Consider the following 25,915-nt stretch of genomic DNA (forward strand, 5'->3'; position numbering starts at 1 on the left):
ATAACTGTTTTTGTCAAAGCTTTCTGTTGAAAGCAATTGAAAACCTTTACCGCTTGCGCAGCAACCCTCTTTTAATCAACGATATATTTGTTGCACCGAAAAGAAGTGCAGAACCGAAATAAACGATGATCGCGCCGAATACCAGAGCAAGTACGCTGCTTGCACGATAAGTCAATGGAGCTCTTGCCGATAGCGGATAGTCGAGATAGCCGACAGCATAATGAAGGGCGACCGCCATGACTAATGTTGCGAGTAATATTCTTGGAATACGCTTTAAAAGAATTTTATCGCGTCCCCATTGGCGTCTTCTGACAAGAGTGATGAACAGTAAAATGGCATTGACCCAGCCAGCCGATATTTCGGCTATGGCTATTCCACGTGCCGATAAGACCGGAAAGAGCGTCAAAGCAAGCGATATATTAACGACGACCGAAATTCCGGCGAAAATCATTGGTGTTTTTGTGTCTTCGCGGGCAAAGAAACCCGGAATAAATGCTTTTATCAACACAAAAGCAGGAAGTCCCAAACCGTAAATGCCCAAAATTCCTGCGACAATTGTTGTCGACTGGGCAGAAAAATGCCCGCGCTCGAATAAGAGGCGCACAATCGGTTCAGCCATTACCAGAAAAGCGGCAGCCGCAGGTAAGGTCAAAAGAAGAGTGAATTCAACGGACCGGTTTTGCAAGTTATCGGCTTCTTTCAGATTGCCACTTCTGAGTGCACGGGAAAGTTCGGGTAAAAGGACTGTAGCAACGGCAATTCCGACAACGCCCAATGGAAGTTGATAAAGCCGGTCGGCATAAACAAGTGACGAGACGGCGCCGGATTCTGCAGAAGCAATATTGGTGTTGATGAGCAGATTAATTTGTGTGATGCCGCCGGTAATCGCCGCCGGTAATGCAAGCCAAAGGAGCCGGCGAACATTTTCGGTAAATTTGGGAAGGCGAAAACCGATTTTCATACCGGCATTGGCAACAGCAATCCACACAATAACGAGTTGCACAATACCGGAGGCCATAACGCCCCATGAAAGATCAACGCCAACATGCCAGGAGTCGAGCTTATAGACCCATGCGTAAAAAAGAACGCCGATAAGAATAATGTTGAGGAAAACCGGTGCAATTGCCGCAGCAAAATAGCGGTGAAGCGAATTGAGCATTCCGCCCATCATTGCTGCGAGTGACATGCAGGCAAGATAGGGAAACATGATAACTGCAAAACGGACGGTTGCATTGAATTTTGTTGCATCATCAGTGAAGCCCGGTGCAATGACATAGCGCACCAGAAATGGCATGGATAGCTCCATGATGATAGTGAGGATCAATAATATCGAAAACAGCACGCCGAAAACTTCTTCGGAAAAACGCCGTGCACTGTCGATGCCGTCTTCTTCAATCTGTTTGGCAAATAAGGGCACAAAGGCTGAATTGAACGCACCTTCTGCAAAAAGGCGACGGAATGTATTGGGAAAACGAAATGCGGCATTGAATGCGTCGGCCACCGGCCCTGTACCAACAGCGGCAGCCATAAGCATTTCTCTGACAAAACCGAACAGGCGACTCATCAACGTGCCGGATGCAACGGTCGCGAATTGTTTGATGAGGCTCATGGTCTTTTTATATTTTCCATTTGTTCTGCTGCGATGAGAGCCAATAATTTGCGGCGTATAGTGGCCTGTTTTTGCGGGTTGATAATTTTGTGACGGAAAAGATCATTGACGTAAAAATTGTCGATAACCTTTTCTCCGAAGGTCGTAATATGTGCAGAAGCAATGTCAAGCGAAAGATCGGACAGTGTTTTTGTAATTTCGAAAAGCAATCCCGGTCTGTCGAGGCCTTCGATTTCAATCACACTGAATTTGTCTGACAATGTATTGTTGATTTCCACACTTGGTGTGACGTCAAAGGCTTTGGCAGCGCGGCGTGGTTTTGCACGTTGTGCAATCACTTCCGGCAAACGGATCGTTCCAGTCAAAGCATCCTCTATCATTTTACCGACGCGGTTTGCCCGCCGTGTTTCATCGTCATCAAGCTTGAACTCGCGGCTGATGAGAATGATATCGAGGGCACGGCCATCTGTGGTGGTAAAAATCTGGGCGTCAACAATATTGCCGCCAGCTGCAGCGCAGGCACCAGTGACAATCGAGAGAACCCGCGGATGATCAGGCGCAAGAATTGTAAGTTCTGTGACACCGTCGAACCGGTGTGGATCCGACATCGTCGCAAGCGGGGCTTTGCGCTTATCAGCATCACGGATAAAATTGGCCTGCCTGATCTGGTCTTCCGGTGAAACCGTTAACCAGTAGTTCGGGTATTGCAGGCCGATATAATGTTGTTTTTCATCTTCGCTCCAATTTTCAAGCGCATCATGAAGGCGCTCTTTCGAGGCGTTGATACGATCGGTCCGTGGAACTTGCGAAAAACCGCCGGTCAGGACGATTTCAGTCTCATGATAAAGTGTACGTAGCAATTGCCCCTTCCAGCCATTCCAGACGCCGGGGCCAACAGCTTTTATATCACAAATGGTGAGGACGAGTAGCAATTTGAGCCTGTCGGTTGTCTGAACAATATTGGCAAAGTCTTCGATTGTCTTGCGGTCATTAAGATCGCGTGACTGGGCAACCATGCTCATGGTGAGATGTTCTTTGATGAGCCAGGAGACAAGTTCTGTATCGCTCCGCGACAGCCCGAAACGCGGGCAAAGCTTGCGGGCAATTTTTGCGCCTGCAATCGAATGGTCTTCCGGCCTGCCTTTGGCAATGTCGTGTAAAAATAAAGCTACAAAAAGAATCGTCCGCTCTTTTTTGAACGTCGGCACGATTGCGGATGCAAGCGGATGATCCTGGTAAACTTCGCCATGATCAATCTCGCTAAGGCAGGCGATGCAGCGTAACAAATGTTCATCTACAGTATAATGATGATACATATTGAACTGCATCATCGCGACAATCTTGCCGAAATCGGGGATGAATTTACCCAAGACCCCTGATTCATTCATCCGCCGCAAGATAAGTGACGGATTACGGGGCGAAGTGAGAATAGCAATAAAAAGCCGGTTTGCTTCCTTATCTTCACGAACCTTCTGGGTAATAAGCTTGAGCGAACGGGATGCTTCCTGCACAGCATGGGGATGGCATTCCAGCCCGTGAATATCGGATAGGTAAAAAAGACGGATGAGATTTACCGGATCGCGGACGAAAACATCATCATCGTCTATATTGATGCGTTGTGTATCTACGACAAAGCCTGGATAGTCGGCAATTTTTTTCTTGCGACGGGAAAATGTCAAAAATACCCGATTTAAACCCGGAACCGGTTTTGCATATTCTTCTTCCAATGCAGCTGAAACAATTCGGGTGAGATCCCCCACCTGTTTGGCAACGAGAAAATAGTGCTTCATAAAGCGCTCGACATCTTCCATACCGGGGTGGGCGGTATAGCCCAGACGATGGGCGATATCGCGCTGGATATCAAAAGACAAACGTTCCTGTGCTTTGCCGGTTAGAAAATGCATATGGCAACGCACGGCCCATAAAAAGTCATCGGCTTTTTTGAAAACGCGAAGTTCCGATTTCGATAATACGCCGAGTGTCACAAGTTTATCAGTCGAAGTGATGCGGTAATGATATTTGGCAATCCACAACAGGGTTTGCAAATCGCGTTGGCCGCCTTTGCTTTCCTTGACATTGGGCTCGACGAGATAACGTGTTTCACCCGCTTTTTTGTGGCGAAGGTCGCGCTCGAGTAATTTTGCCCGAATAAAAGCAGGAGAAGTGCCTTTGACAACCTGATCTTCAAAACGCCGCATCAATTCATCGAAAAGTCCGCGATTGCCAATCAGAAAGCGCGCTTCAAGGAGGGCGGTTCTAGCTGTCATATCCTCTTTCGCCATGCGGATTGAATCATCAATATTTCTTGTTGCATGTCCAACTTTAAGGCCGACATCCCAAAGCATGTAGAGGATATATTCCATAACCTGTTCGCCCCATGGCGTCTGTTTCCATGGCAACAAAAAATGAAGGTCAATGTCGGAATGCGGTGCCAAGGTTCCCCGCCCATAACCACCAACCGCCACAAGAGCGATGCGTTCACCGCTTGAAGGGTTGGGGAGGGGATAAATTCTTTCGGTAACAAAGTTATAAAGTGTTGTGATAACTGTATCAATGAGCAGGCTTAACCGGCGGGCGCATTGGCGACCTTTGCCATTCTGTTGAAGAATAATTTCAGCTTCTTTTTGTCCGTCAGCAATAATATTTTTTAGAAGTGAAACAATTTTCGGTTTAATTTTCAAACCTATGTCTGCGCCTTCTTCATTTTTGATGAGTTCTTCCATCTTCTGGCGAAGATCTTTTTCTTCAATCAGAACAAGATTTTTTTGTGAAGCGCCCATTATTGACCAATCTGTTGGTGACACATTTTTGTAACTGGCAACGAATCTAGACTATATTTGAATTTCTTGGAATAGCCTATATAGGCAGTAAGCGAGAAAGAGGATGACATCTTGTTTTTCTTGCGCTAGGTGTCTTGGCAATATCGTATGACAGGATTGAAATGCCAATAGACCATAAATTCTCTGACAAGGTGTGATAACAAAATGGAAGAACCCGAAAGGCTACAAACAATTATTGACCGCTACGACGCCGTTTTTTGCGATGTATGGGGGGTTATTCATAATGGTATCCATGCTTTCAGGGAAGCTGTTGCGGCTTTAATCAAAGTCAGGCAATCGGGAAAAACGGTTATATTGCTCACCAATTCGCCCCGTCCCCACGAAGGAGTGGCGGAGCAGCTGGCTTCACTAAAAATCGGCCCTGATGTTTATGATGACATTGTTACTTCTGGTGATGCAACACGTCACCTCATCAAGGAAGCACCGAGGAAAGTTTTTCACATCGGGCCAGAGCGTGATCTTGCTTTGTTTGACGGGCTTGATGTCGAGCTTGTTGAAGAATTCGAGGCAACATCGATAGTCTGCACAGGACTTTTTGATGACGAGCATGAAGAGCCCGAAGATTATCATGAGCTTCTGCTAAAATTAAGGTCGAAGAATCTGCCGTTTATATGTGCCAATCCCGACATTACAGTTCATCACGGCGATAAGATATTATGGTGTGCGGGTGCTCTTGCACGCCTTTATGAACAAATGGGCGGGCGCACATTGATTGCCGGTAAGCCGCATCGGCCGATTTATGATTTGGCTATGGAAAAACTCGCCGAACGAAAAGGCCGGATAACCAAGGACCGTATTCTTGCAATTGGTGACGGCATATTGACAGATATAAAAGGTGGACAACAATTTGGTCTTGATACGCTTTATATCTCGGGTGGTATCCATCAGAATGAATACGTCAAAGATGGCAATATCAATCATTCATTGCTCATCGAATTTTTAAACAAATATGGCAGCCATCCTATTGCCACCATGTGGACGCTTAAATGACCAATAAGTTTTTGCGGTTGGAAAATCTCGCTGCATTACCGGAAAGTTATAAAAATGCGGTTGTAGCGATTGGTAATTTTGATGGTGTTCATAGGGGGCATCAGGCAGTTTTAGAAAAAGCATTGGATATTGCCCGTCGAACCGCCTGTCCGGCAATTGTTTATACATTCGAGCCGCACCCTAAAAGCTTTTTCAAGCCAGAAACTCCGGTTGATCGGCTCACACCGGCAGCAGAAAAAGCTAGAATACTGGAATTGTTAGGCTTTGATGGCGTTGTTGAACAACAGTTTGATGCAAATTTTGCCCACCTTACTGCCGAAGAATTTGTCAAACATATATTGTGCGAGAATTTTCACGCTTCGGCAGTTGTTACCGGAAGTGATTTCCATTTCGGCAGCCAACGGTCCGGTACGCCCGAATATTTGGAAGATTGCGGAAAAAGATTTGGCTTTGCAGTCATTAAAGTTCCACCATTTTGTGACGAAAACGGTAAAATTATTTCGTCAAGCCGCATCCGCGAACTTTTAAAAATCGGACATGTGGAAGAAGCGGCAAACCTTCTCGGATACCACTATACTGTTTGTTCAAAAGTCATTCATGGCGCAAAGCTCGGCCGGACATTGGGGTTTCCGACGGCCAATATGGCTCTTGCCGGAGAGACCGGCCTTTCTTTCGGAATTTATGCCGTGCGTTTCAGGCGCTTTGACGGAACACTTTATGACGGCGTTGCAAGCTTCGGAAAAAGACCGACAGTGGAGGGCGATGGTGTGCCATTGCTTGAAACTTTTCTATTTTCGTTCAACGGTGAGTTGTATGATGAAACGGCATCTGTCAGTTTCTACTCATATTTACGTGGAGAAAAAAAGTTTGACGGGCTTCAACCATTGATTGACCAGATGAACAAAGATAAAGACGAGGCACAAGCAGCACTAAAATCTGTTCGACCATTATCGGTGCTCGATAGAAACTTTACGTTTACCAATGAGTAAGGATAGGCCGACAAGGTTTAGGAGAAGGCAGAGTTTTAATACATTCTTAAAAACTTGATTGAATATTTATTGTTGGCCAGTTTGCAAAGAGTTGGTGTCTGGCAATTTTATAAATCAGCTGCTTTGGCAAAGCGTCTGGAGTGTATAGGTGTCGAATTATTTATTGAAATTAGTTTTGGCAAGCATGACCGGCTTGATGACGATTTCATGTTTCAAGGTCAATGCAGAAGAGCTTTACGACTACCAGACAGGTAAAGTTACCAATGTTTCGACTGAACAGCGTTATTCCGACGATAGAAATTACCAGTCCACCCAACCTGAAAAACGTCATTTTTATAGCGGGAACTGGTCGGTAACTGTTGGTGCTTCGGTCTATGAGGCACCAAAATTCGAGGGTGATGATACCTATGACATTGCCGTCGATCCGGTTTTTTCCATTGGTAAAACCGGCGGGGATGACCGCTTTTCCTCACGCAATGACAATATGTCTTTTGCCCTTCTGGAAAAACGTTTTTTCCGTCTTGGCGTTGTCGGCAAGCTGCTGCAAGACCGCGACAGCGATACTTCAGGCGATCTTAAAGGTCTAAAGAGAGTAAAATGGGGCGGTGAAGTCGGCGGCTTTGCCGAGGTCTACCCGCTTGATTGGCTGCGGGCGAGAGCGGAAGTCCGTAAAGGACTGCGCAGCCATAACGGTGTCACATCCGATATTGCAATTGATGCTTACAAAAATTTGACGCCGTCTGTTCAGGTTTCGGGTGGACCGCGCGCTTTTTATGCAACGAAAGACTACTTCAAAACCTATTATGGAGTTGATGAAGAAGAATCGCTACGCTCGGGTTTGAAAGAGTTCCACCCTGATAGTGGTTGGGGCTCATTTGGCGCTGGTGGTGCAATTACCTGGAAAGCAACAAACAAAATCACAACCAGTGTGTTCAGTGAGTATAAGCGGCTGACCGGGGACGCAGGAGATTCATCTCTGGTTTTTCAACGCGGTGACAAAAACCAGTTTACGATGGGTATTTCAGCATCTTACCGTTTCGATTTGAAATTAAGATAAAAACACAAACGTTTGCCAATCAGGCTCGTAAAAGCGTCGTTGATTGTCCGGTTAATCCAGCCAATTTACTGATGATATCGGGCAATAGACATCAACCGATCGCTCTTTTTAATGGCTGCTCATTTTACCGGTTGCTTAAGCTCGAATTGACAATCGGTTGACTGTAGCTTTTTCCCATAAGGTCTGAAAATTCGTCAACGAAGATGGTCGACAGCAAAAAAATTGCCGCAAGTGTCACCACGATAACCAGCAAATATTCGAATACGCCGTAAACAAAATGCGACCTTCTCGTATAAGTCGATAGTTGCAACGCATCCGAACTATGTTTGAGCACCGTTTTTTTTACCTTTCAAGTGGGGGGAGGACGGATAGCTATTTTGCCCCAAATAACCGTGGCAACGAAATTAAAAATCGTTTTTCCGGTTGCATTTTACAAACTTGGTAAACAAACAATGAATTTGATTGTCAATGAAATGGAGACAGCTTGTCGAAGGATCTCTATTTTGAATCCTGACAAAAAAGAATTATCTAAATGATGAAGCTATTAAATAATGACAGAGGAAAAAATGACCAAACAATTCAAAGTCGGAATATTCATTGGCAGCTTACGCAAGCAATCCTATAGCCGCAAGCTCGGCAAGGCGTTTATCGGTCTCGCACCGAAGAATCTGTCACTCGAATTTATCGAAATTGGCGATTTGCCACTTTATAACGAAGATCTGGAAACCGATACGCCGCCTCTCGCCTGGCAGAATTTCAGAAATGCATTGAAAAAGGTTGATGCTGTTCTCTTTATCACGCCTGAATATAATCGTTCGATACCGGCTGTATTAAAAAACGCGATTGATGTCGGCTCGCGCCCATATGGCAAGGGCTTGTGGAACGGAAAGCCGGGCGCGGTTGTTTCCATTTCCCAAGGTGCATTGGGCGGCTTTGGTGGCAATCAACAGGTTCGGCAGGCATTGGTGTTTAACGACGTTCCGACGATGCAGCAACCTGAAGCATATATTGGCAAGATTCAGGAAGTCGTGACGGACGATGGAAAACCTGCAAATGAGAATGCTTCAAAGTTTTTATCAACTATAATTAATTCATTTGGTAAATGGATTGAACAGCTTTTGAAATAAAAATAATACTCCTGAAACAGTTTTTTAATTATAAATTGTTTCAGGATTTTTTATATTTAAAATTATTATAATATAATTTTATCGTAATTAAATTATAATACACTGTTTCATAAAATGTGAACGCTAAATTTTGAAATGCCTTTATATTGCTCATTTGAATCCCCATATATTATTTAGACATTGGGGAGTGAAAAATGGATAATATAAATACTTTAATTGAATGGCAGCCTTACCAGTTGATGAATGCAGCGCTATTGGTTGTTATAATCAATCTTTCTTTAGGCTTCTCTTTGTGGAAGTCTTTATCGGATAGTGGTTGGGCAAGATTCTTTGACATCTCGTCCATATTGACGGCTGTGGGGGCTGTTTCGCTCGCAATAACAGCAACCCGTGTGGAGGTCGTCGATTATCTTGTCAACATTTCCACTTTATTACTGGCAGCCGGCATTCTGATGACCGTTTTTGGTGCTATTTGTGATGTTGCCCATAGGCTTAGCCTTTATCGCGATATGCATCACAATAAAGAAGCATAATGCTTTGCATGCTCAAGGACAAAATGGGCATCAAAGCATTTTACCGCCCATTATGGTTTCATTGGTATTTTGGTAAGCTGACGGAGATTCCCGAAAAGAGTTGCAAAAACAATGTTGGCTCAACTTTTTGCAAGGTGATAAAGCGTTTCAGCCCTGTGTCCGGATTTGCAATAAGCAAGAAGCGGATATTCAGATGCCTTTAAAGCCTCTCTCATAGAGGCAATGCTTTCCTCTTCAATATTCGGCGGTGTGACAGGAATATAGTAGCATTTCAGACCGTGAGCTTTGGCAACTTTTTCGATAGAAGTGTAAGTTGGCTGATTTTGCTGTTCGTTGTCGGGACGGTTGCAAATGATTGTCTTGAAACCGGCTTTGGCAAGTTCGTCGACAAAGTCTTCCGTGATCTGCCCGCAAACGAAAACGCCATCATCAATCTCGGTCAAGTTCATCAGAATTCACTCTCTAAAATATATCGGTTATTACTTGTTCACAAAAATATTCTGATGCAGGAACCTTGGCAAGCGTGTCTCTAACTTATAAAACATCAAAATTGGTAGCGGGCCTCCGGTTTTGGCAATAGGTGAATATGGCCCAAAAAGCTGAAGACAATCGTGTTATATAGCCTGTAAGCAATTTTATTCGGAATGAATGACGTTAAATGACTACTTTAAAAAAGGCGTGCCCTGTCGAAAAAAAAGCGGAGTCAACATTCAGCGATACGGTGCTTGTTGATGCGGATGTTGTTTCAAAAAGTGACCGGAAGAGACAGCAAATCCGGAAAACTGTTGCCGAAGAAGTGCCAATTGCTCTTTCTTACGATGGTACGACGCAAGCTGTTTTGATGGCTTCTCCTGATGATCTTATAGATTTTGCTTACGGATTCAGTCTAACAGAAGAATTTATCAGCGACCCTGACGAGATTGAAAATATCGATATTGTTCCTTTGTCACGGGGAATAGATGTGCAGATCGCTTTGCGGGTTGATCGGCGTGAGGCATTTCGTAAGCGTCGTCGTTCTATGGCGGGCCCTGTCGGTTGTGGTCTTTGCGGCATAGAATCAATTGACGCGGCAATGCGCGATATCAGCGAAGTAAAACGGACAGACGTTCATTTTGATCAGGATGAAATTTTTGCTGCAGCACGTGAAATTTGCGGCAAACAGATTCTGAACAATGCAACAAGAGCAGTTCATGCCGCCGCTTTTTATGAAAAAAATAAAGGGATAATTGCAATTCGTGAAGACGTCGGCAGGCACAATGCGCTCGACAAACTTTGCGGTTATCTATTTTACAATCGCAAGGATGTCAGTTCCGGTTTTATTGTAGTAACCAGCCGTTTGTCTGTTGAAATGGTACAAAAAGCTGCGGTTTCAGGCGTTTCTACGCTGGTAGCAGTGTCTGCAGCAACTGCGGAAGCCATTCGAATAGGTCAAAAGTGCAACATGACATTAATTGGTCGCACCAGAGAGAAGGACTTCGAAATTTATTGCGGCAAAGAATGGATTATCTGATCCATCTCAAGTCGCAATTCATCGCGCATGGGCACAAACTGGCCGCATGCGAAAAACATAAGCGCGCATATCCTTTATGCACGCCGAAATCCTTAAACCTCAGTTCAATCCCATTACAGCAAAGGCGATTGCAACATTTGTGCTAACAATCATCATTGAATAGAACACTGCAATTTTCATCATATCAGCCATGATCTCACCTCTATATCTCTCGTATCACAATATGTTACAACACGTAATATAACAATGTGTTATAAATCGGGCAATCGCAGAAAGTTCCATAAATTTTTTGAAAATCCCGTAATTTCACGGTTTTTTTCGTAATTTCAGGGCAAGCTCTTAATGCTTGACTAGGGTGATTGCCTGTTTTCTATCACTTTTAGGCCACGTGGGTTACTTTTTTGTAAAATTTCGTGAGCATGTTTTTAAAACTTTACGGGGTGGTACGATTTTTTCATCACCTTCGCGCAAGCTTCGTTTTCTATTTTTGTAAAGAACTTGAAGGTAAGGACAAATGTAAACGCATTGTCGTGCCTTTTTCGCGTTAAGGAGAATAACGTGCAGCAAAGTGCCGTAAACTCGATTGGCAAAAGCAGTAAGTTTTCCGGAAGTGATATCGGTTTCGCTGCCGGTATTGTCATTATTCTGACGGTCTTGTTTTTGCCTGTTCCATCATTCGTTCTGGATATGGGGCTATCTTTTTCGATAGCATTCTCGGTTCTGATTTTGATGGTGGCGTTGTGGATCCAACGTCCGCTCGACTTTTCCGCCTTTCCGACGGTGCTGCTTATCGCAACGATGCTGCGTCTGTCGCTCAATATTGCAACGACACGTGTTATTCTCACCCATGGTGATGAAGGCTATACCGCTGCCGGTCATGTCATTCACGGTTTTTCACAATTCGTGATGGGCGGTGACTTTGTTATCGGTCTTGTCGTCTTTGCCATTCTCGTTATTGTAAATTTTCTGGTTATTACCAAAGGTGCAACGCGTATCGCGGAAGTTGGCGCACGTTTTACCTTGGATGCTATTCCTGGCAAACAGATGGCGATTGACGCCGACCTTTCATCAGGTTTGATTGATGAAAAACAGGCCCAAGTTCGTCGGCGCGAGCTTGAAGAGGAAAGTTCCTTTTTCGGTTCTATGGATGGTGCTTCCAAATTCGTTCGTGGTGACGCGGTCGCCGGTCTTATTATTACAGCCGTCAATATTTTTGGCGGTATTGTTATCGGTGTTACCCGCCATGGCATGGATGTCTCGCAGGCAGCCGATGTTTTCACAAAACTTTCGGTTGGTGATGGTCTGGTAACCCAGATACCGGCTTTGATTGTTTCTCTTGCTGCCGGTCTTCTGGTTTCAAAAGGCGGTACACGTGGCTCAACTGAAAAAGCGGTGTTCGGCCAGTTGGGTGGTTACCCGAAAGCTTTGTTTGTTGCTTCGATCCTGCTTGCTGTCTTGGGGCTTATGCCGGGATTGCCTGCATTTCCGTTTTTGACAATTGCCGCTCTTCTTGCCGGTATCGGTTTTTCAATTCCGCGGCGTCTACAGCGTCAGGCAGCCGAAGAACAGGCTTTGAAGGCTCAGGAAGATGCCATAGCCCAAAAAGAACAGAGCCAATCTGTCAAGGCTTCGCTTGAAAAACCGGCTATCGAACTTGTATTGGGTAAACAATTGGCCACGCGTTTGTTGCCTCATCAGACAGAGCTAGCGAACCGCGTTGCCAAAATGCGCCGCAAATTCGCAACCGATTTCGGCTTTGTTATTCCGGAAATCGAAGTAACAGACGATTACAAAACACCGCCAAAATCCTATCAGATCAAATTGCATGGTACGGTTGTTGCCTCTTATGAAATGCGTATTGGTGATGTTCTGGTTATGCTCGGCGATAAACCGGCTCCCAAACTCCCCGGTGAGGAAGTGCGTGAACCGGCATTCGGAATGCGTGCTTTTGCGACTTCAGAAACATTCCGTTCCGAACTTGCACGTGAAGGATATATGGCCGTTGATAATCTTTCGGTTCTGCTTACCCATTTGAGCGAGGTTCTGCGCAATAATCTGGCCCAATTGTTATCTTACAAGGATATGCGTATACTGCTTGAGCGTTTAGGACCTGAATATCGTAAACTTCTTGAAGAAATCTGCCCGGCACATCTTTCCTATTCAGGTTTGCAATCGGTTTTGAAATTGTTGTTGGCAGAACGTGTTTCAATCAGCAATCTCGACCAGATTCTTGAAGCAATTGCCGAAATTGCACCACATGTCCGCCGCGCAGAATTGATTGTCGAACATGTTCGTATGCGTATGTCTCAACAGATATGTGGCGATTTGTCCGATAATGGTGTATTGAATGTCTTGCGGCTTGGCAGTCATTGGGATCTGGTCTTCCATCAGGCATTGAAACGTGACGCCAAAGGCGAGATTGTCGAATTCGATATTGATCCGAGAGAACTTGAAAAATTCGGTGCGCAGGCTACAACTGCTATTCGCAAACATATGGAAAAAGGCGAGAGATTTGTTCTCATTACCTCTCCGGAAGCACGACCTTATGTTCGTATGATTATTGAGCGGTTGTTTGCAACTCTTCCGGTTCTCTCTCACGCGGAAATTGCCCGTGGTGTCGAGGTCAAGACTTTGGGGACAATTGCCGATTAGAAGGAATAGGACATGTCCTTTGCACTTTTGCCTATAGATCAGCTGGTGATCATCGCTATGCTGATCTTTGCGCGTGTAGGGGCCTGTCTTATGTTGATGCCGGGCATATCAAGCGCGCGTATCCCGATGAATTTCAGACTTTTTCTGGCAATAGCATTTTCGTTGATCATGGTGCCACTTTCGGGGTCCAATTTTACCACCATTGCTCAAAACCCGACTTTGGCAACACTGGTATCCGGAATCGTGAGTGAATCACTTGTCGGCGCAACATTCGGTGTTATTGCGCAAGCTTATATGTGGGCGCTCCAATTCATGGCCAATATTATTGGCATGTCGATCGGTTATTCCGGTCAACCGGGAACCAGTGTCATCGAATCCATGCCGGAAACACAAGTTGCCAATATGATAACCATTGGTGCTTTGATGCTATTTTTTGCTGGCGATCTTCATATGATTGTTATCCGCGGACTTATGACATCCTATCAAGTTGTACCGGTTTCTCTCACTCCTGCGCCCCAATCGGCTTTGATCGATTTTCAGGACGCCCTGTCACAAACGTTTTTGACAACTTTGCGCATTGCTTCGCCATTTATTATTTATTCAATATTGGTGAATATTGCTGTCGGTCTTATCAATAAACTGACGCCGACAATTCCGGTCTATTTCATTTCCATGCCGTTTGTGATGTTCGGCGGGCTTTTGCTTATCTATTATCTATTGCCGGAAATTTTGACATTTTTCGGGGCAGAATATGCCTCGTGGTTGAATAGGGGGCCATGATGCCGACATCAAGTCAACGATATGCCAGGCTTTTAAAAGCGCAAAAACTGATAAAAGCACGTGATGAAGCGGAACTTGAAGGCACGCAGACTCAACGCTCGGCATTAACTGATGAAGACCAATTCCTGTTTTCAATAATGGAACATGGTTCGGCTTCCAGTTTGTTCGATCCGATGATGGTTTCTAAGCGGCTCGACAAAAACGCTCGTAAAGAGGCAATCCTTGACAATATCATTGCCCAACAGAGAAAAACGCTGCTGCAATCGACCCGTCGGTGTGACGTTATCGACGAAAAACGTAAAGCTGCAGAGGATGCGGAAGAGCGTAAAGAAATGGCACAAATGCTTGAAGAATATGTTGCAGCAAAAATCGTCAAAGACACCAGTTTGGGATAAGCTTTGTCATTTATGGTGAAAATCGAGGAAAAACTGTCTTGAACGTTTTAGCGTGAAAAGACTTTCCTCGAGAATTCCAATGTCCGGCTTTTTACCGGAACAGGCTTACAAGAGGACGAATAATGGCCATTCAACCACCTTCAGACTTGGTACTTGATGTGTCAAGAGCGGCTGATCCTCTAGAATATAGAGCTTCTGTCGAGAAATTGCGTAACGCGCAAAGTGCTGTGCGGGCGGCAAATCTGGAAATGTCAGGCAACGGTTTTTCGGATATGGCAAAAACCGGTGATAGTGCATCAACATCATCACTTTCGGGACAATATGCCAATCAGGTGAAAATAAAAGAAAAATCTGCTAACGCCGATCACACGGAAGCTTATAAAAAGTTTGAAGCTTTTATGTTGCAATCCTTCATCCAGAATATGTTCACCACCGATACTCCTTCGGTCTTCGGTAAAGGCCAAGCGGGGGAATATTGGAAATCCATGATGGCCGAATCCATGGCCAAAGAAGTGGCTGACCGCGGGGGCATCGGCGTTGCAAAAATGCTTGAACGCGATGAACAGATGAAACAGGGCCAAGTTCCCGACGGTGGCATAGAAGGAGTAGGTACAGCTTTTGGCAATCTTGCGCGGTCCGATCAGAATACTCAGGCAACCGTCGACAATATTGTCCATAGCCACGATATCAACTTCGTGCGCAAACAAATGACCGAAAATACTTGATAGTTTTATTATAAATTGTGGTAATATGCTCAATCAAAGGAGATTCAAATGTCTTTAGCTGAGCAATCAGGCGAACAAAATACAGCTTTGGCTTCGGCAAAGGCTCATATCAATGATCCGTCGGCAAGAGACGTTGCCTTGGCGCGTTTTGCGGCTGTCGTCAATTCACTTGAAGAGGTTGTTGACTATGAAACCGGTGCTCTTGAAAAGCACGAGAATCCCGATTTTAATGATATCAACGCCCGCAAAGCCCGTGGCTTGCGCGATCTGAACCTGTCAATGGCCGACGTTGGCCGTTATTTTGACGATGTTGTCGAAAGCAAGGTTGAAGCTTTGCTCGGCGGTTTGCAAAAGAAGCTCGAACGCAATAGTGAATTGTTGAAGATGCATCTTGAAGCTGTGACCGAACTGTCGCAAATGATGCAGGAAGCAGCGCGCGAACAAGAGACCGATGGCACATATGATCCATTTACAGTCAATACCGGCCAGCATAAATGATTAAAACTGTCGTCATAGGTTTGTGGGTTTGTATCATTGCTTTGGGGTCGCTCATGGCGGCGATCAAAATAGGCTCGACACCCAAACCTGCGGCAGCAGAGGAACAAGCAGCACCCACTGTCGATTTTGACCGCACTGATGTTATGAGTGTTCCAATTCTGGCTGATGGCAAGGTCGACGGATATATTATTTCGCAACTTGTCTACACCGTCGATTCCAACGTCAAACAAAAGGTTAATGTTCCGTTGGGATTGTTCGTCAATGATGCGGTTTTTAGTGCTTTGTTTGGTTCTTATTCGGATACCAAGCAAATTGAACGTATAAAATTCGATGATGTGAAACAGAAAATTATTGACGGTGTCAACCAGCGTTTTCCGGAACCTGTGATCAAGGATATAATGGTCGAGCAGTTCAATTATATTCCGGCCGATCAAGTCAGAGATATGAACAAGGTTAAATAAAATCTGCTTTTTAAAATATACGATCGGGTGAACATGTGTTGCACCCGATTTTTTTAATCCCGATTGCAATTTATTCTTACAGCAATTCCAATTTTTAACGTTCGACATTTGTTATAGAAATATTTTTAAGTCTTTTAGAGGTGTTAGAGATAGCTTTGGAAATTCGAGCTGCTTTTATATCAACAACTCACATATTCCATGTAAAACTCTGAGCTCAAAGGTCTTGTTTCTCGGCTGTTTTTAATCGCTGAAGTCGAATAAAAATCAACTTCATCAAGCACCTGAACGGTTGCCCGGGATATTAATTGAATATTTCGGTTGGTTCACTCTTCATTACCAATTTGAATATAGCCGGCCTTCCGGGATCAACTACAGTCCGTAAGACGAATTGTTGCAATTGTTGCAAAAGTCATCCAATCTTTTTCAATATCAGCGCTTGGCCGGATGGAACTTAAAAATCAGGCCTGGAATGACAACCGATAATCAAAAACAGCACGAACTGATCAAAGTTATCAATCCGTACTATAAAATTGTGAACGCAAACCTTGCTTGTCTCGCCTGAGGTTGCAGCCCGTGTAGCTATCTATCAGATATTGATAAGTAATATACTTCGAGAGCACCGAAAAGGATAATTCGGCGCCGCTCGGGTTCAACGAACGATGTGGCCTTATCTTGAACCCGAACTCATGAACCACAAGTTTTGAACCTGAATTCTGTTCGAGCTCTATTAGTTTCCAGCTTTTTTGAGGCGTGCATTATTCAACGCGTCTATCAATTGGCGCGTATCAGCTTCATCATCCTCGGGTTTTTCGAACACAACACTTTCAAGCTCTACGCCAAAACCTTCGGGAGACATGACAAGCTTGAAATTGGCAGTAACGCCATCATTCGAAAATTCCATATCCAGTGTGATTGTTGGAGGCCTATCCCAGTCGAGTTCGAAACTGCCACCATTGGCAAACCGAACGGTATGCGGATAGAAGTGCAGTTCGGTGGCCGCATCAATGATATCGCTGATATTGGCATAATGCTCATCGTGGAGATAGACGATGAAATCGGCTGGATCGACGAGTTTCAGTTCCGGTACAATTCGCGCGACCTGTTTTCCGATCATCATTTCGCGCATTTCATGTATATCATCTTGTTTCATTTTGTTTCATAACGCTTATGTAAAAAGATTAAGGGTGAAAGTATATCTGTCAAAACAACTTCATTAATGTATCTTCTGGCTATTGATGTATCTGATCAATTCCGCCACAGCTTGATAGAATTCCTGAGGTATAACCTGATCGACTTCTACCTGTTTATAGAGCGCCCGGGCAAGAGGTATATTCTCGATAACCGGAATATCATGCTCGACCGCAATTTCTCTGATGCGCAAGGCGAGAATATCTTGCCCTTTGGCGATGACGACAGGCGCATAATCCGCCGGCGGTTTATAGCGTAATGCGACGGAAAAGTGGGTAGGGTTGGCAACGACAACAGTGGCTTTCGGCACGTTGTTCATCATCTGGCGGCGAATGCGATCACGGGCGAGTGAACGCATGCGCGCTTTAACCATCGGATTACCTTCGATTTCTTTTTGCTCGTCTTTGAGCTCCTGTTTACTCATGCGTAATTGCCGGCGCCAACTGAAACGTGACCAGGCAAAGTCGAAAGCAGCTATGGCTACAACGGCGACAGAAAACGAAATGAGAAGTTTTGCAACCTCGGAACGTATATATTCGGGCAGTGCCGAAGCGTCTGTTCCCAAGGCATCGGTGAAGACAGTGTTTCCTTTGAAAAACGATAGATACACAATAAAACTGACGCCGATAAGCTTCGCTACCGATTTCAAGAATTCTACAAATCCGGCTTTGCCGAAAATACGGCTGAAACCCGCAGCCGGAGAAATACGAGAAAATTGCGGGCGTATTCGTTCACCAATAATACGCGGTGCATTCTGAACCATCGATGCTGCAATGCCGATAACAGGGATGATGACAAGAATAGGAACCAATGCAAGTCCTACATGACCGCCGACGAGAAGAAGAAGATGTTTGGCATCTTCCGCACCAGTCAATCGCCAACTTTCAGGTCGTTCAATCCATTGCATCAGAAAATTGGATAGTTTCGACATAGCGGGAAAGGCAATAAAAATGGCAATCATGCTGTAGCCGACAAGACCGGCAAAGGTTGGCAATTCCCGCGAGAAGGGTAGGTTACCTTTCTCTTCAGCTTTGCTTATCTTGTGTTCGGTCGGCTCTTCGGTCTGGCTTTCCTTGTCCGGTTTGTCTTCAGCCATTTATTGTCATTCTTTAGGTTTTTCAGCTTCTTTTGCGTCGCCTTCAGGTGCGTTTTTGTCGCTATCAGGTGTGCTCCCTTCGGCTCCATTTTGAGTTTCATCTGCTGCGAGACTGATTTTTCCTTCACCAGCAAGCTTGATTGCCTGCTGCGCGATAGTACGACGCGCATTGGTTATATCGGCTTGCGTAATCATGTCGTTCGGAGATTTCAGTTCCGCTTCCACCATGCGCCGGCTGCGTTGCGACAACGAGCTCAAAATAGTCTCGGTCGTATCCTTGTCAGCATTCCGCAAGGCAGTGATAATAACGTCGGAAGGTATATCGTCGAAAAGCAACAGGCGTGCCCTTGCAGACAAACGTGGAATATCTTCGAAAACAAACAGTTTGGATTTGATTTTTGCAAGATCTTCCGGATCAAGCCCGTCAAGGCTTGCAAGCATTTCGTCAATCTCGCTCTTATCCAGCTGGTTCAAAATGTTTGCAACTTCGCCGTAATGGGATTGCTCGGCAGTTTCGTTTTTCTGCATCAAAACCGGCCGCAATGCCTTATCCAGCAGTTCATCGACAACTGGCAAAACGGCCCGCAAATGTAAAGTCCGATAAATAATATCTCCGCGTTCGGCCATGGTTTGGAGAAGAAGCAGTTTTGCCGAAAGGTCAGAGGGTAGTTTTGAAACGATATAGGCAATCACTTGCGGATGTTCTTGCGAGATATGGTCTTGCAGTTCTTCAGCCGACATTTTGCCCATGATTTCCCACAGGCTTTCCTCCGGAATAGCCGGCGTGGCATTCGGATCAAGCACTGCTGCGGCTTCATCTTCCGGCAAAGTTTCCTGAACAAGATTGTCGAAACGCTCGCCTGCTTGCGAAAAAGATACACCTTCGGCAAAGGCATCCTCGAACTGGTGCACCAGAACATCAAAATCGGCAAGGCTAATATTCGGTAAAGTGTGTGCTTGCCCGCTCAAGCGGCGGAGATCATCCGGTGAAAAATGTTTGAGGATTTTTGCCGCCGCAGGTTTACCCATCGCAACAAGAAGCGCCGCAACCTTCTGTTGTCCGGTCAGTCCGTCAATCACAGAAGAGGAAGTTTTCTGTGCCATTGCCGCTGCCGGTGCAGCAGGTTCTATATTTTCTGACGGTTTTTCCTGTTCTGATGACGCCATAACTGTCTTTCAAACATATTCAAATATTTTATTTGCCGATAATTTCGGTCAAACTTACGCCGAAACGCGATGAGTCGTCTTCCATAACAATGACTTCGCCACGAGCGATCACACGACCGTTTACAACAATGTCAACCGGATCACCGATTTGCTTGTCCAGTGTAATAACAGCGCCACGCCCGAGATTCATCAAAGTTGCAACCGGCATTGTTGTGCCCCCGAGGACAACCTGTACTTCGACCGGAATGCTCATAATGAGATCGGCATTGCCTGCTGGTTCACTCTGTTGGGCTTGCGTATTGTTTTTAGCGCCTGCTGCCGCGTTTGCGCCAAAACCACCACCAGCACCGAAACCGGCAGGATTCGGTCTTGAAGCACCAAAGCCACCTGTAGCCCCTCCGGGACGAGCGCCTGCAAACGGAGCTGCTCCGCCCGCTGACGGGTTCGGTTTAAAACCTCCCGGTGCGGCTGCACCTGCCGGACGCGGAGGCATTGTCGGCTTTGCGCCCATGGGGGGGGGAGTCGTTGTCGGTTTTTTTTCGTCTGCCATATTCTCACCGTTTCATTGCAGTTTGACGCCGGTCGTAGTTAGAATTGAACCCTCTTGCCGAGATCTGCTTTATGCACTACCCGTTGAACAAAAACCGGCAAGCCGTTGTTACGCATTGTCTGCGGATTTGCAGAATGAGCCGGAGCGGAATTTGCTGTTGGCCCATGTGATTGGGCTGTCAATATACCGCGCAGACGGTTAAAATCTCCTTGCAACTGGTTGCGGATCGTTTCCATATGCGCAACAGAGCGGTCGACTTCACGGCGGATACGCGAAGATTCTGTAATGCGTGCATCAAGTTTTTTATTTTCATCACGAAAATCCTGATGTTCTTCACGCAAAGCTTTGACGGCCCGATCAAGACTTGATGTTGCAGCGTGAACCTGCTCTGCAAGTTGGCGCCCCAAGCGGATTGTACTGGCAAGTTTGCGCGAGGTAACGACAAATACACCAACTGATGTCATCGCCAGAGCAGCGCCTATAATATTAACTATGAACCAGTTCATCATACATTTCCTCTTCTTCATCAATCGGGTCTGTAACCCGTACAGAAAAATTTGACCCAACTTTGCCCAAGGAGCATTTATAAAGCGGCTTATCGCCACTACGTAATCTTACCTGCTTTACAGCATTGGCCGGTAGTGGCAACACTTGCCCGATTTTTATATTCATCAAGTCTTCCAAAGTCATGGAACCTTGAATGATATAGGCTTCGATACCAACATGCGCGCGGCTAACTTCCTGACGCAACCGTTTCGCCCATAGGGGATCTGTGCGTGTTGAAGGAGCGCGCAAAACGCGTGTAACAGCTTCCTGTATCGGACGATGACAACTCCGCGGAAGAAGCAGATTGAGCGTTGTTTCAACCTCGCCCGATTTCACCGACAATACACACGAAAACATCCGTAATTGTTCGAATTCTTCAATATCGAAATCTTGAGCATTCGTTGTCTGTTTGAAATTAAACAGCGTGCCATCACCGTTTCCGAATACATCGTCCATTGAAGCAGACAACACTTCGGCCAATGTTTCGCCGGTTTTCGTCTCGACCGGACTGAAAGGCCGTCCGTTACGGTTGAGGATTGCCGGTTCAGCCGCCCCGAAAAAGGCATCTGTTGCAATGCTCACGAGATTTGCGTCCAGAACAAACAATACGTCACCACCCCAATGGTCTGCTTCGAACCTTACAACGAGTGTATCCCCGGTAATAATCTTCGGGAGTGCATCCGCTTTCAGTGTGTCAAGCGATTTAACTTCTATGGTGAAAGTAGCAGACGTATATTGCGCCAACCTTGCGCATAAATTTGTTGCGGCATCGCCGAAGACATGTTGGAACGATTGAAGATCGTCACTCGATATGCCGGCCGCACGTAAAATATGCTCGGCAAGAACATCTTTTTTCTTTTCTTCTGCCGATTCAGGTGCTGCCTCCGGTTTGGCTGCGTCGGAAGAAGTTTGTCCTGCCGCTCCGGTTGTTGCCTTGGCTTTATCTGGGGTTGCTTCCGACATATTTTATGCAGCCTCTTTCGTTGCCGGTTGACCGGAGATTGCTTCTTGTTCAACGACATCAATTGTCGGACGATCTTTTGCAGAAATTGTTTTGCGCCCGTATTCAAGGGCAATTTGTGGCATTGCGCCATTCATATAGGCCAGCAATGTTTGTTTGATCACAGTATAAATACGGGTTTTCTTGCCACGTACAAGTTTGATCTTCGAGGCAATCGGAGCGAAAACTGCATAAGCAAAGAAAATACCACCAAAGGTACCAACCAGAGCTGCACCAATGTAGTGGCCTAAAACTTCAGGCGATTCATTAAGGTGCCCCATCGCCTTGACGACACCAAGAACAGCGGCAACAATACCTAAAGCAGGCAATGCATCAGCCACGGTTTGCAAAGCCGAAGCCGACTTTAATGCGTCTTGTGAAATCGTGTGGATTTCTTCATCCATCAAAGCTTCGATTTCAAATGGACGGGCATTGCCGACAAGAATAAGCCGACAATAATCGCAAATAAAATTGGTGATGGAGTCGTCTTTCAATATCGTCGGATATTGCTGGAAAATGGAAGACTCTTTCGGATTGTCGAAGTGACCTTCAACTTCCGAACGTGATTTGGAACGCATTTCCCGCATCAAAGCATATAAAAGTCCGAGCAACGAAAGATAGTCCTTTTGCTTGGGAACGGCTTCCTTCATTGCTTCCAATGTTGCTCTTATCGTATCTTTAATGACGGAAAACGGATTGGCAATGATGAATGTTCCGAATGCAGCGCCCAAGATAATGACAAACTCCCAAGGCTGCATAAGAACTGATACATGCCCCCCCATCGCCATGAAGCTTCCGAGGATACAGCCAAGTGCAATTGCTAGTCCTAGAATAACACCCAACGCAAACGCTCCTATCTCTTAATTCAACGAATGTATAGAATAGCGGCCTTGTGTGAAGCTTGCCATATGAAAATCTATCATTCGTAAGTGACATTAACGCATGATTCTTGCCAGAACGCTAAAAAACAGGCATTCTTGATATTATATATAATAATAAAGACTATTATGATATATTCATTCACGTCTGAAAGTTGCGATAAAAACAGATCAGCTTTGTTGTAACAGTGAGTTCAGCTTCGGGCAAGCTTCATCCGTTACACAAGATTTACTGAGGAAAGGTAATCCTATGATTGGCACTTATGTCAGCTATAGAAGTACAATTGATAATATGTCCAAGACGCTTGATCGGGTTATGAGTGAACCCAATGTCAAGCGCGAAACAGACTATTATACTCAGAACATAAAAAGTGTAAAAACAGTTGACGATTTTCTTGGTGATACGCGCCTTTTTAACTATGCGATGAAGGCTTATGGCCTTGAGGATATGACCTATGCAAAAGGCATGATGCGCAAGGTTTTAACCGATGCCGATTATGCCACAGCTCTGACAGACAAGCGCTACCAACAATTCGCCGCAGCTTTCAACTTCAACAAATATGGAGATAAGGCCACTTCTCAGGACAGTGCAACAAAAGCTGCAGTGAATAAATATATGCAGCAGACACTGGAAACAGAAGTAGGTGAGCAGAATGAAGGTACACGTCTTGCGCTTTATTTTACGCGTACTGTTGGTGGCATGGCTCAAAACGGTACCTTGTCAAAAGAGGATTGGGCTTATCAGATTATTTCGGATAAAGCACTTTCCGAGGTTGTCTTTACGGCTCTTGGTATTCCCGACAGCGTGCGCGGTTCCGATGTCGAAGCGCAAAAACGTCTTCTCGAACAGCGCATGGACTTTGATGATTTGGCTGATTCAACCAAATTGGAAAAATTCATCGGCCGGTTTTCGGCAATGTATGATGCCAAAAACCAACCGCAGGTAAGTCCTGCATTAACTCTTCTGCAAAGCACAAATACGGGGAGCACATTCGGTTTTTCGAATGCCTCGATGATTGCAATGCAGTCGCTTAAACCGGGTGGCAATTGATCATAGCACTTTTGCGTTGATTTTTTGTTCACCCATTCACAAAGCCGGACGGCTTAAAACTGTCCGGGCAGGAAAGGACAAAGATTGATGCAAAATCCGATCTATGTCGGTGTTTCGGGGCAAATCAGTTTAGAAAAGCGCATGGAAACCATTGCGCGCAATATGGCCAATGTAAACACAACAGGTTATCGCTCGGAAGAGATGAAATTTGCTTCTCTCGTTTCGCCTGTCGCCCGTGACAATAACCAGAATGTAAATTTTAGCAGTGCCGGCCAAACCTATATTTCAACCAATCGCGGTCCGGTAACACAAACCGGTAATCCGCTGGATGTAGCGGTGAACGGCGATTCCTATTTTTCATTACAAACGCCTACAGGTCAGGTTTATACCCGTGACGGGCGCATGATTATGACACCCGAAGGTGGCCTTGTTTCGGTGCAAGGTTATCCATTTCTGGATAATGGCGGCGCACCGATACAGATAGATCCTGCAAACGGAACGCCAAGAATTGCCGCTGACGGGGCAATTTATCAGAACAACTTGCAGGTCGCTGCCATTGGGCTCTATCAATTCCAGCCTGATAGCAAGTTAAGCTACGGTCCGAATGCTTCGGTTGTGCCTGACAAAGCCCCGATACCCATGCAGGGGGACGCTGCAAACGGCGTCGTACAAGGTTTTCTCGAAAATTCCAATGTGAATGGCGTTGTTGAAATGACACGTCTGATCGAAGTCTCAAGAGCTTTCGAGCGCGTTGAAGCGATGATGCGCCAACAAGAAGAAAGAAGCACTCAGGCAATCCAGACACTGGGCGGTAAAAGTCAATAACGGCTAGCTTGTCGGCAAATTTATAAGTTTGGGCTATCAGATTCACAGAAAGCACTGTCATGGAAAATATCGGACAAAAAAGTGAAGATTTAAGCATTTCCCGTAAAAATGCACTCTCTTTACTTGTCGCATTTGCCGAGCAGGAAAAACGCCAACAGTCACCTTTGGTCAGTAAAGGTGGAATGGTCAGTGATGTCTCGCGTGTTGCTGTTGCTGCCCGTGGTCTTTCCGATTCTGTAGCTCTTGGTGATAATGTTTTGATCGATTGCGGGCATAATATGGCTCGCGGTGAAATTATCCGTGTCAACGAAGATCATGTGTTGATCAAGCCGTTTGATGAAACTGTTGTTCCGGCACTCAATGCCTCGGTATTTCCGAATGGTCCTCTGTTGGCTTCGCCCGACAAATCATGGAAGGGACGGGTCGTCAATGCTTTGGGGGAAGCAATTGACGATCTTGGCCCGATTGTTACAGGTGAAAACAAAATGCCGGTTGAAACCCATGCCGTGCCGGCTTTGAAAAGAGCACGTGTCGGCAAAGGATTACGCACTGGCGTCAAGGTTATCGATATTTTTACGCCTCTTTGTTTTGGTCAACGTATCGGTATTTTTGCCGGTTCCGGCGTCGGAAAATCGACATTATTGGCCATGATGACCGCGACCGATGATTTTGATACGGTCGTTCTGGCATTGACGGGCGAACGTGGCCGTGAAGTTCGCGACATGCTTGATGACACGATGAAAGGAAAACTTTCCAAAGTTGTCACAGTCGTTGCAACAGGTGATGAAAGCCCGATGATGCGCCGCCTTGCGCCTGCAATGGCGACAACCATAGCCGAATATTTTTGTTCTCTGGGTGATAACGTCTTATTGATGGTCGACTCCATTACCCGTTATGCACTGGCTGCCCGCGAGGTGGCAATTGCAGCAGGTGAGCCACCGGTTTCGCGCGGTTTTCCGCCAAGTGTGTTCAGTGATTTGCCTCGTTTGTTGGAACGCGCTGGTCCGGGGCCCGAAGGAAAAGGGTCAATTACCGGCGTTTACGCAGTTCTGGTTGATGGCGATGACCATAATGATCCGATTGCCGATGCCATTCGTGGTATTTTGGATGGTCACATTGTGCTTGACAGGGCCATTGCCGCTCAAGGCCGTTATCCGGCAATCGATATCCCCGGTTCGATTTCGCGTCTTGCGCCCCATAGCTGGACTGCCGAACAGAAAAAGCTCGTAAGAAGTTTGAAAGAAATGATTTCGCGTTATGAAGAAACACGCGATTTACGTGCCATGGGCGCCTATCATCCGGGGTCTGATCCGGTGCTTGATCAGGCCGTTGTTCTGGTGCCACGAATTTATGAGGCAATGAACCAGTCTCCGGATACGCCGGTTTCCCGTGATCCTTATGATGATCTTGCCAAAGCCCTGAAAAATCAGGCAGCTTAAACGACGCGC

The 25,915-nt window shown here is 45.7% G+C and carries 25 protein-coding genes and 1 pseudogene; 15 read left to right on the forward strand and 11 right to left on the reverse strand.

Annotation, left to right across the window (positions count from 1 at the left end; translation table 11 throughout):
* Nucleotides 1–46: 46 nt before the first annotated feature.
* Together murJ and H3V14_RS05795 are read right to left on the reverse strand one after the other, a co-directional pair.
* Nucleotides 47–1,609: a murein biosynthesis integral membrane protein MurJ gene (gene murJ / locus H3V14_RS05790; RefSeq protein WP_198227289.1), complete on the reverse strand. Its 1,563-nt coding sequence runs from the start codon at nt 1,607–1,609 to the stop codon at nt 47–49.
* On the reverse strand, nt 1,606–4,389 hold the full coding sequence (locus H3V14_RS05795) for a [protein-PII] uridylyltransferase (RefSeq protein WP_198227291.1): 2,784 nt from the start codon (nt 4,387–4,389) through the stop codon (nt 1,606–1,608). The genes murJ and H3V14_RS05795 overlap by 4 nt, the downstream gene beginning before the upstream one ends.
* Nucleotides 4,390–4,593: 204 nt before the next feature.
* On the opposite strand from H3V14_RS05795, the gene H3V14_RS05800 reads away from it, so the two are divergent.
* The 3 genes from H3V14_RS05800 to H3V14_RS05810 all read left to right on the forward strand — a co-directional run bounded on the left by H3V14_RS05800 (nt 4,594) and on the right by H3V14_RS05810 (nt 7,485).
* Nucleotides 4,594–5,439 (forward strand): TIGR01459 family HAD-type hydrolase, encoded by an 846-nt coding sequence (locus H3V14_RS05800; protein WP_198227293.1) that lies wholly within the window; start codon nt 4,594–4,596, stop codon nt 5,437–5,439.
* A complete protein-coding gene (locus H3V14_RS05805) occupies nt 5,436–6,428 on the forward strand; it encodes a bifunctional riboflavin kinase/FAD synthetase (RefSeq protein ID WP_198227295.1) in 993 nt (330 codons plus the stop codon). Before H3V14_RS05800 ends, H3V14_RS05805 begins: the two co-directional genes overlap by 4 nt.
* A 148-nt stretch (nt 6,429–6,576) precedes the next feature.
* Nucleotides 6,577–7,485, forward strand: coding sequence for a MipA/OmpV family protein (locus H3V14_RS05810; RefSeq protein ID WP_369522680.1), 909 nt, complete (start codon nt 6,577–6,579; stop codon nt 7,483–7,485).
* Between the two features lie 124 nt (nt 7,486–7,609).
* On the opposite strand, the gene H3V14_RS05815 is transcribed toward H3V14_RS05810, so the two are convergent.
* The gene (locus H3V14_RS05815) at nt 7,610–7,819 is read right to left on the reverse strand and encodes a hypothetical protein (RefSeq protein WP_198227297.1); all 210 of its coding nucleotides are present in this window, start codon (nt 7,817–7,819) and stop codon (nt 7,610–7,612) included.
* 232 nt (nt 7,820–8,051) lie between these two features.
* On the opposite strand from H3V14_RS05815, the gene H3V14_RS05820 reads away from it, so the two are divergent.
* On the forward strand, nt 8,052–8,612 hold the full coding sequence (locus H3V14_RS05820) for an NADPH-dependent FMN reductase (protein WP_075916336.1): 561 nt from the start codon (nt 8,052–8,054) through the stop codon (nt 8,610–8,612).
* Nucleotides 8,613–8,806: 194 nt separating this feature from the next.
* Nucleotides 8,807–9,145, forward strand: coding sequence for a hypothetical protein (locus H3V14_RS05825; RefSeq protein ID WP_075870308.1), 339 nt, complete (start codon nt 8,807–8,809; stop codon nt 9,143–9,145).
* Nucleotides 9,146–9,264: 119 nt separating this feature from the next.
* On the opposite strand, the gene H3V14_RS05830 is transcribed toward H3V14_RS05825, so the two are convergent.
* On the reverse strand, nt 9,265–9,594 hold the full coding sequence (locus H3V14_RS05830; protein WP_198221011.1) for a TIGR01244 family sulfur transferase: 330 nt from the start codon (nt 9,592–9,594) through the stop codon (nt 9,265–9,267).
* A gap of 209 nt (nt 9,595–9,803) precedes the next feature.
* On the opposite strand from H3V14_RS05830, the gene fdhD reads away from it, so the two are divergent.
* The 7 genes from fdhD (at nt 9,804) to H3V14_RS05865 (ending at nt 16,166) form a co-directional block, all read left to right on the forward strand.
* Nucleotides 9,804–10,655, forward strand: a complete 852-nt coding sequence (fdhD, locus tag H3V14_RS05835; protein ID WP_198227299.1) for a formate dehydrogenase accessory sulfurtransferase FdhD — start codon at nt 9,804–9,806, stop codon at nt 10,653–10,655.
* A 558-nt stretch (nt 10,656–11,213) separates the two neighbouring features.
* Entirely contained in the window at nt 11,214–13,307 is a 2,094-nt protein-coding gene (flhA, locus tag H3V14_RS05840; RefSeq protein ID WP_075913420.1) for a flagellar biosynthesis protein FlhA, read from the forward strand.
* Nucleotides 13,308–13,319: 12 nt separating this feature from the next.
* Nucleotides 13,320–14,087 carry a flagellar biosynthetic protein FliR gene (fliR, locus tag H3V14_RS05845; protein ID WP_075870304.1) on the forward strand — a complete coding sequence of 256 codons (768 nt, stop codon included), beginning with the start codon at nt 13,320–13,322 and terminating at the stop codon, nt 14,085–14,087.
* Nucleotides 14,084–14,482, forward strand: coding sequence for a hypothetical protein (locus H3V14_RS05850; protein ID WP_198227301.1), 399 nt, complete (start codon nt 14,084–14,086; stop codon nt 14,480–14,482). The genes fliR and H3V14_RS05850 overlap by 4 nt, the downstream gene beginning before the upstream one ends.
* A gap of 122 nt (nt 14,483–14,604) precedes the next feature.
* On the forward strand, nt 14,605–15,207 hold the full coding sequence (locus tag H3V14_RS05855; protein ID WP_075916181.1) for a rod-binding protein: 603 nt from the start codon (nt 14,605–14,607) through the stop codon (nt 15,205–15,207).
* 48 nt (nt 15,208–15,255) lie between these two features.
* Nucleotides 15,256–15,705, forward strand: coding sequence for a flagellar protein FlgN (locus tag H3V14_RS05860; RefSeq protein WP_198227303.1), 450 nt, complete (start codon nt 15,256–15,258; stop codon nt 15,703–15,705).
* Nucleotides 15,702–16,166 (forward strand): hypothetical protein, encoded by a 465-nt coding sequence (locus tag H3V14_RS05865; protein ID WP_075870300.1) that lies wholly within the window; start codon nt 15,702–15,704, stop codon nt 16,164–16,166. The genes H3V14_RS05860 and H3V14_RS05865 overlap by 4 nt, the downstream gene beginning before the upstream one ends.
* Before the next feature lie 727 nt (nt 16,167–16,893).
* Here the strand turns inward: H3V14_RS05865 and H3V14_RS05870 are convergent.
* From H3V14_RS05870 to motA, 7 genes and pseudogenes are all read right to left on the reverse strand, one after another.
* Nucleotides 16,894–17,316, reverse strand: coding sequence for a hypothetical protein (locus H3V14_RS05870; RefSeq protein WP_198227305.1), 423 nt, complete (start codon nt 17,314–17,316; stop codon nt 16,894–16,896).
* A 63-nt stretch (nt 17,317–17,379) separates the two neighbouring features.
* A complete protein-coding gene (flhB, locus tag H3V14_RS05875; protein WP_198227307.1) occupies nt 17,380–18,450 on the reverse strand; it encodes a flagellar biosynthesis protein FlhB in 1,071 nt (356 codons plus the stop codon).
* Nucleotides 18,451–18,456: 6 nt separating this feature from the next.
* A complete protein-coding gene (locus H3V14_RS05880; protein ID WP_198227309.1) occupies nt 18,457–19,617 on the reverse strand; it encodes a flagellar motor switch protein FliG in 1,161 nt (386 codons plus the stop codon).
* A 28-nt stretch (nt 19,618–19,645) separates the two neighbouring features.
* Nucleotides 19,646–19,885, reverse strand: a pseudogene (gene fliN, locus H3V14_RS10990) (flagellar motor switch protein FliN); the annotation flags it as partial.
* 320 nt (nt 19,886–20,205) lie between these two features.
* Complete coding sequence (locus H3V14_RS05890; RefSeq protein ID WP_246713064.1) at nt 20,206–20,676, reverse strand: BAB2_0123 family type IV secretion system effector; 471 nt, start codon at nt 20,674–20,676, stop codon at nt 20,206–20,208.
* Complete coding sequence (locus H3V14_RS05895) at nt 20,654–21,676, reverse strand: FliM/FliN family flagellar motor switch protein (protein ID WP_198213536.1); 1,023 nt, start codon at nt 21,674–21,676, stop codon at nt 20,654–20,656. Before H3V14_RS05895 ends, H3V14_RS05890 begins: the two co-directional genes overlap by 23 nt.
* 3 nt (nt 21,677–21,679) lie before the next feature.
* Nucleotides 21,680–22,555, reverse strand: a complete 876-nt coding sequence (motA, locus tag H3V14_RS05900; protein ID WP_075870295.1) for a flagellar motor stator protein MotA — start codon at nt 22,553–22,555, stop codon at nt 21,680–21,682.
* Nucleotides 22,556–22,841: 286 nt separating this feature from the next.
* Here motA and H3V14_RS05905 point away from each other — a divergent pair, with 286 nt between their 5' ends.
* The 3 genes from H3V14_RS05905 to fliI all read left to right on the forward strand — a co-directional run bounded on the left by H3V14_RS05905 (nt 22,842) and on the right by fliI (nt 25,906).
* The gene (locus H3V14_RS05905; RefSeq protein WP_198227311.1) at nt 22,842–23,642 is read left to right on the forward strand and encodes a DUF1217 domain-containing protein; all 801 of its coding nucleotides are present in this window, start codon (nt 22,842–22,844) and stop codon (nt 23,640–23,642) included.
* 84 nt (nt 23,643–23,726) lie between these two features.
* Complete coding sequence (flgF, locus tag H3V14_RS05910) at nt 23,727–24,467, forward strand: flagellar basal-body rod protein FlgF (protein WP_178391793.1); 741 nt, start codon at nt 23,727–23,729, stop codon at nt 24,465–24,467.
* 59 nt (nt 24,468–24,526) lie between these two features.
* Nucleotides 24,527–25,906 (forward strand): flagellar protein export ATPase FliI, encoded by a 1,380-nt coding sequence (gene fliI, locus H3V14_RS05915; RefSeq protein ID WP_075870292.1) that lies wholly within the window; start codon nt 24,527–24,529, stop codon nt 25,904–25,906.
* Nucleotides 25,907–25,915 lie beyond the last annotated feature (9 nt).

This window comes from Bartonella sp. W8151 (genome assembly GCF_016100385.1).
GTDB lineage: Bacteria > Pseudomonadota > Alphaproteobacteria > Rhizobiales > Rhizobiaceae > Bartonella > Bartonella apis.